6 protein-coding genes are annotated in these 6122 nt (G+C 72.5%); 2 read left to right on the forward strand and 4 right to left on the reverse strand.

Translation table 11 applies throughout. The features are described from left to right. Positions 1-93: 93 nt before the first annotated feature. Positions 94-648 (reverse strand): alternate-type signal peptide domain-containing protein, encoded by a 555-nt coding sequence (locus QCD68_RS16720; RefSeq protein WP_111074744.1) that lies wholly within the window; start codon positions 646-648, stop codon positions 94-96. Between the two features lie 370 nt (positions 649-1018). Here QCD68_RS16720 and pnuC point away from each other — a divergent pair, with 370 nt between their 5' ends. After that, entirely contained in the window at positions 1019-1684 is a 666-nt protein-coding gene (gene pnuC / locus QCD68_RS16725) for a nicotinamide riboside transporter PnuC (RefSeq protein WP_111074743.1), read from the forward strand. A gap of 37 nt (positions 1685-1721) precedes the next feature. Here pnuC and QCD68_RS16730 read toward each other — a convergent pair whose 3' ends face one another. The 3 genes from QCD68_RS16730 to QCD68_RS16740 all read right to left on the reverse strand — a co-directional run bounded on the left by QCD68_RS16730 (position 1722) and on the right by QCD68_RS16740 (position 5025). Further along, positions 1722-2954 (reverse strand): ABC transporter permease, encoded by a 1233-nt coding sequence (locus tag QCD68_RS16730; protein WP_301223836.1) that lies wholly within the window; start codon positions 2952-2954, stop codon positions 1722-1724. Continuing rightward, entirely contained in the window at positions 2951-3856 is a 906-nt protein-coding gene (locus QCD68_RS16735; RefSeq protein ID WP_441005199.1) for an ABC transporter ATP-binding protein, read from the reverse strand. Before QCD68_RS16735 ends, QCD68_RS16730 begins: the two co-directional genes overlap by 4 nt. A gap of 170 nt (positions 3857-4026) precedes the next feature. After that, positions 4027-5025, reverse strand: coding sequence for a threonine aldolase family protein (locus tag QCD68_RS16740; protein WP_301223838.1), 999 nt, complete (start codon positions 5023-5025; stop codon positions 4027-4029). Positions 5026-5084: 59 nt separating this feature from the next. Between QCD68_RS16740 and QCD68_RS16745 the strand changes: the two genes are divergently transcribed. Continuing rightward, entirely contained in the window at positions 5085-5996 is a 912-nt protein-coding gene (locus QCD68_RS16745; protein WP_301223839.1) for a metallophosphoesterase, read from the forward strand. The last annotated feature ends 126 nt before the right edge of the window (positions 5997-6122 follow it).

Raw genomic sequence — 6122 nt, forward strand, 5'->3', positions numbered from 1 at the left:
GGGGGGGGGGGGGGGGGGGGGGGGGGGGGGGGGGGGGGGCGGGGGGGGGGGGGGGCCGCCCCCCCCCCCCCCCCGCGGTCGGTCACCCGGGGGTCAGGACCCGATGGCGGTCTGCGTCAGGGTGAAGGCGAGCGCGCCGACGTTGACGGTGCCGCCCTGCCCGGTGGTCGCCGAGGACGGCAGGGCGATGGTGAAGACGACCTTGACGGTCGAGGTCGCGGTCGACGGGGACACGACGAACGTGTTGGCGGTGCCGCTGGCCGGGACGACCGAGGCGCTGGTCGACGTCACCGCGAGGGTCTTCGTCGTCGCGGCGATGAGTGCCTGGTCGCCGGTGATGCTCTGCTGCGCGTAGGTCAGGTTCGCCTTGAGGTCCTGGCCGGTCGCACCGACGGTGAGGGTCTGCGTGAACTGGTACGTGTTGCCGGGGACCATGAGGACGGACGCCGGGTTGATCGTGGCGGAGCGGCCGTTCGTGATGTCGGTCCAGACGCCGTCGTTGTTCGCGGTGAGGCTCAGCGTGCCGGCGCTGACGGCCGAGGCCGCGCTGCTGGCGCTCGCGTTCCACAGTGCGAAGGACCCGGCCCCGCCGAGGAGGAGGGCGACGCCTGCTGCGCCGGCGATGGCTCCGGTGACGATCTTGTGCATGGGGGTGGTTCCGTTCTGCGCCCCTGACGGGCGCGGTGAGGCCGTCGTCGGCGTTCGGGTGTGCTCGCGCACGACGACGTGGTCGGGCCCGGGGTGAGCGGGACCGCAACCGAGGTGTGCGGGAGAGAAGCGGTCGCCGGGCTCCGAGGCGGTGGGAAGATGCTCGGGCGGGCGGGACTCGCTTGATGGTCAGAGCGTACGCGTCCCCCAAATGGAGGACAAGCGTGGACGAGCGCCGGAGCACCCCCAGAACAGGGGTCATTTCTCGTTTGCCGGACAGCGTGTCCGCGCCGGATCGGGTAGATGCGGGACCGCGTGCGGAATGCGTGCGAGGTCTGTGCAGTTGCATCGACCGGATCGAGGAGGTCACATGGGCATCGTGCGGTGGCTGTTCGACGCGCAGCTCGTCATCGGCGACCAGACGGTGCTCTGGCGCGAGGTGATCGGCAACGTCTTCGGGCTGCTCAGCGCCCTGGGCGGGATGCGCCGCAAGGTGTGGGCGTGGCCGGTCGGCATCGCGGGCAACGCGCTCCTCTTCACGGTCTTCATGGGGGCGCTCTTCGACACCCCGAACCCCGTCAACCTGCTCGGGCAGGCCGGACGCCAGGTCATGTTCATCCTGGTCAGCGTCTACGGCTGGTACCGCTGGACGCACCGCGCGGACGAGGCGACCACCGTGCTCGAGCCGAAGTGGGCCTCCTGGCGGGCGCGTGCGCTGCTCGTCGTCGCCCTGGTCGGCGGCACCGCGGTCCTGACGCCGGTGTTCCGTGCGCTCGGCTCGTACGAGCCGGTGTGGAGCGACGCCTGGATCTTCGTCGGGTCGCTCCTGGCCACCTACGGCATGGCGAAGGGGTGGGTCGAGTTCTGGCTGATCTGGGTCGCGGTCGACCTGGTCGGTGTGCCGCTGCTGTTCTCGGCCGGGTACTACGCCTCGGGGCTGATGTACGTCGTCTACGGTGCCTTCACCCTGGCCGGGTTCTTCGTCTGGATGGTCCAGGGGCGGAAGCCCGCGGCGGCGCCGGTCACCGTCGGCTGACACGGCGGCGCGCCACCCCGGCAGCCGCGACCGTGCGTCAGCGCGAGCGCGGCAGCGCCTTCGACCGCCGCCACCCGGCGATCTGCTTCAGGCTCACCTTCGACCCGTACTGGGCGACCGAGTGCCGGAACAGGTACTCAGCGAACCAGAGCAGCACGCCCGCGACCACGAACACCTCGACGATGCACGCGATCGTCTCGACCACCGACAGCGACCCCACCGCGTTCCGCACCATCGCGGTCACCGGCGTGAACGTCGGGAAGTACGTGAAGAACGCGGCGATCGGCGACGACGGCGTCGTCATGACGAAGAAGGCGGCGTACAGCGGGATGATCACCGCGAACAGCGCCGCCGACTGCAACGTCGAGGCGTCCTTGATCGTCGGCACCGAGGCGCCGACCGCCACGAACAACGCCGAGGCCAACAGCACCCCGCCGACGAGCAGCAGCGCGCCCGCGACCATCCGCCACGGGTCGAGTGCGAACGAGCCCACCCGCCCGGCGACCAGCGGCAGCACCACGGCCAGCGACAGCAGTCCGGGCACCAGGAACACACCGACCTGCACGAGCCCGACCAGCAGCATCGCGATGACCTTGCCGCGGATCAGGGTGCCCGCCGTGACGGTGGTCAGGATCATCTCGGAGATGCGGTTCTCCTTCTCCTCGACCACGACGGTGACCATCCGGGCGGCGAGCAGGATCACGAGCCCGAAGAACGCGGCGACGTAGAGCAGCGGCGGCACGATCGACAGCCAGCCCGGCGCGACCCGGCCGTCGGCGTAGGTGGTGACCGTCGCCTGCGGTGGGGACCGCAGGATGTGCACGGCTTCGGCGTCGTCCACCTGCGCCGCGACGCTCTGCTCCAGCACGCGTTCCGCCAGGGCCGAGTACCCGGTGTTGGCGAACAGCCCGCGGTCCGCACCGAGCACCGTGACGGGGGTCGTGGACGGCGTCGCGGGGAACGCGATGAAGGCATCGAGGTGACCGGCACGGACCGCAGCACGGTCCGCCGCGGGGTCGGTCGAGGGGGACCCGCCCCACTTCGCCGCCACCTTCTGGGACACCAGCCCGGATTGGTCGACGTAGTGGAACGGCGTCCGGGCGGCCGATCCGCTGGAGATCGCGGAGTCGGTGCCGGCGGCCTGGCCGACCCCGACCAGCAGCGACACGACGATGACGACCAGCGGCAGGGCCAGGGTCCCGATCCAGAACGCGGGCTTCTTGACGGCGCGGACGAACTCGAACCGGACGACGGTTCCCAGGCGGCTCATCGCCCGGCCCCGACTGCGGTGCGGGTGGCGTCCGCGTCGGCGTCGTGCCCGTACAGCTGCACGAAGATCTCGTCGAGGGGGATCCGACGCATCTCGAACCCGGTGACGTGGACGCCGGCGGACACGAGTTCGGCGAGGATGTCCGACCCGTCGGGCGTCGCCGCCGCGGTGGGGACCAGGTAGGCGACGTGCCCCTCGTGGCGGGCGAGCCGGTACCGGTCGGACCGGGGGACCGGCCCGCTCAGGGCGACCTTCGCGACCGCCCCGCCGAACGCGTCCTGCACCTCGGGGATCGTGCCGTACGCGGCGGCCACCCCGTCCTTGAGGAGCAGGATCCGGTCGCAGAGCCGTTCCACCTCGTCCATGTGGTGGGTGACGAGGATGACCGTGGCGCCGTCCGCCTTCCGCTCGTCGACCAGGTCGAGGAGCAGCCGCCGGTTCACCGGGTCGAGGCCCTTCGTCGGTTCGTCGAGGATCAGCAGGCGCGGCCGGTCCATGATCGTGATGCCGAGCTGCACCTTCTGCTGCTGTCCACCCGAGAGCTTGTCGATCCGGACCTTCGCCTTGTCCGCCAGTCCGACGCGTTCCAGGTACTCCGTCGACCACCGTGTCGCCGGGCCCCGGGGCGTCCCGCGCAGGGCCGCGAAGTACGTCATGACGTCGATGACGGTCTCCTTCCGGTAGAGCCCGCGCTCCTCCGGCAGGTAGCCGATCCCACCGGTGGCGGGTCGGTACGGTTCGCCGTCGATCGTCAGGGTGCCGGCGGTCGGCGCGGTGATGCCGAGCAGCGCGCGGATCGTCGTGGTCTTGCCGGAGCCGTTGCTGCCGAGCAGGCCGAAGGTCTCGCCGGGCGCGATGTCGAACGTCAGGCCGTCGACGACGTTGCGGTCCCCGAAGCGCATGACGAAGTCGCGGACGCTGATGCCTGCTCCGGCCACGGTGGACCCCTTCCTCGCGTGCCGACCCTACCGACGCCGTCTGACGGCCGGGAGGCACGGCTCGCGTCGTGCGCGGTGCCTCCGGTCCGTCAGCCAGTGGCGTTCAGCCCGGTCGCGTTCAGCCGCGCTCGCGTTCAACGGGGGAGCGTCGCGAGCACCCGGGCTGCGCGCTCGGCGTCCGCGGCCGAGACGTCGAGGTGCGTCACGAGCCGGACCGTCGTCCGCCCGAGCTGCATCACCCGGACGCCGGCGTCGGCCGCCGCGGCGACGAAGGCCGCCGGGTCGGACACCTCGGCGAAGACGATGTTCGTGTCCACCGTCGCCGGGTCGACGTCGAGCGCCGCCGCGATCACCCGGGCGTTCGCGTGGTCCTCTGCCATGCGGTCGACGTGGGAGCGCAGCGCGTACCGGGCACCGGCGGCCAGGATGCCGGTCTGGCGCATGCCGCCGCCGTACCGCTTCCGCCAGATCCGGGCGGCGGCGATGCGTTCCGCCGTGCTGACGAGCACCGACCCGACCGGGGCACCGAGGCCCTTCGACAGGCAGACGGACACGGTGTCGAACCCGCCGGCGAGCTCCTGGAACGGGGTGCCCGACGCGACGTGGGCGTTCCACAGCCGGGCGCCGTCCAGGTGCAGGCCGATGCCGTGCTCGCGGGCGAAGTCCTGCACCGCGCGCACCTGGTCCGGCGGCTGGACCGTACCGCCGCCGAAGTTGTGCGTGTTCTCGACCGCGATCGCCGTGGTGGACACCGAGTAGGCGCCGGCGTTCGGCTCGGCGATCTCGGCCACCGACCGCGCGACCAGGCGACCGCGCTCGGAGGCCCAGGTCCGGGTCGTGATGCCGGAGAACACCGCGGCCGCCCCGAGTTCGGCACGGACGACGTGGGCCTGGACGTCGGCGAGCAGTTCCTCGCCCGGGCCGACGAGCAGCCGCAGCCCGAGCTGGTTCGCCATCGAGCCGGACGGCGTGAACAGCCCGGCCTCGTGCCCCAGCAGCGCCGCGACCTCCTGCTCGAGCAGGGTGGTCTCCGGGTCCTCCCCGAAGACGTCGTCGCCGACCTCGGCCTCGGCCATCGCGCGGCGCATCGCCGGGGTCGGACGGGTGACGGTGTCGGAGCGCAGGTCGATCACCGGACAACGGTAACCCTGCCGACTGCCCGCTGATGCATGCCCCGGCTACGGTGTGCGACATGCAGACCCCCGTACCCGGAACACTCCGCATCCTGCACCTGTCGGACACGCACCTGACCGGCGACGGCACCCTCCACCAGGGCACGGTCGACACGACGGCGGCGCTCGGTGCACTGCTCGAGCACCTCGACGCCGTGCCCGGTGTCGGGCTGGTCGTCATCTCCGGCGACGTCTCCGAGGACGGCTCGCCCGAGTCCTACCAGACGGTCCGACGCATGGTCGGTGGCTGGGCGGAACGGCACGGCGCCGCGTTCGTCACGGTGCCCGGCAACCACGACCAGCGCGCCGGCTTCCGGCAGGTCCTGATCAACGGGCACGTCCTCGGCGAGGGCGGCCAGCCGCTCATGCACACGATGGAGCACCACGACCCGTCCGTCCCGGTGCGGGGCCAGTCCGTGGTGGCCGGGCGGCGGATCGTCACCGTCGACACGAGCATCACGGGCGCCGGGTACGGCGAAGTGAGCGAGTCGGTCCTCGAGCACCTGCGCACCGTGCTCGCCGAGCCGTCCGAGCACGGGTCCGTCGTCGTCCTGCACCACCCGCCGCTGCCCGCGCCGACGTCGCTGCACGACGCGCTCAAGCTCCGGAACCCCGAGGACCTCGCCGAGGTGCTGCGGGGCACCGACGTGCGGGTCGTCCTCGGCGGCCACTACCACCACCACTTCGCCGGGTCGCTGGCGGGCGTGCCGGTGCTGGTGGCGCCGGGTGTCGCGAACGACAACGACGTCGCCGGCCCGTACGAGCAGGAGACCGCGCTCGTCGGCACGGGCGCGCTCGTCGTCGACCTCGCCGCCGACGGGTCGCTCTGGTCGACGCCGGTCCGGCTGCCCCGTCCCGACGCCGACCAGCAGGCGCTGCACCTCGACGCCGAGGCGTCCGCGCGGATCGCCCAGGCGTTCGGCCCGGCCTGACCGGCCGGTCCCGCAGCACCACATGACGGACGGGAGGCCCGTGGCGGCGCCGCCCCCGGCCGCCCCTCCGGCCCCTCCCCCGCGGGTACCGCCCCGGCCCGCCCGGTCCTCAGGCTCCGGCCCGGT

The sequence above is a fragment of the Curtobacterium sp. PsM8 genome (assembly GCF_030433875.1).
GTDB lineage: Bacteria > Actinomycetota > Actinomycetes > Actinomycetales > Microbacteriaceae > Curtobacterium.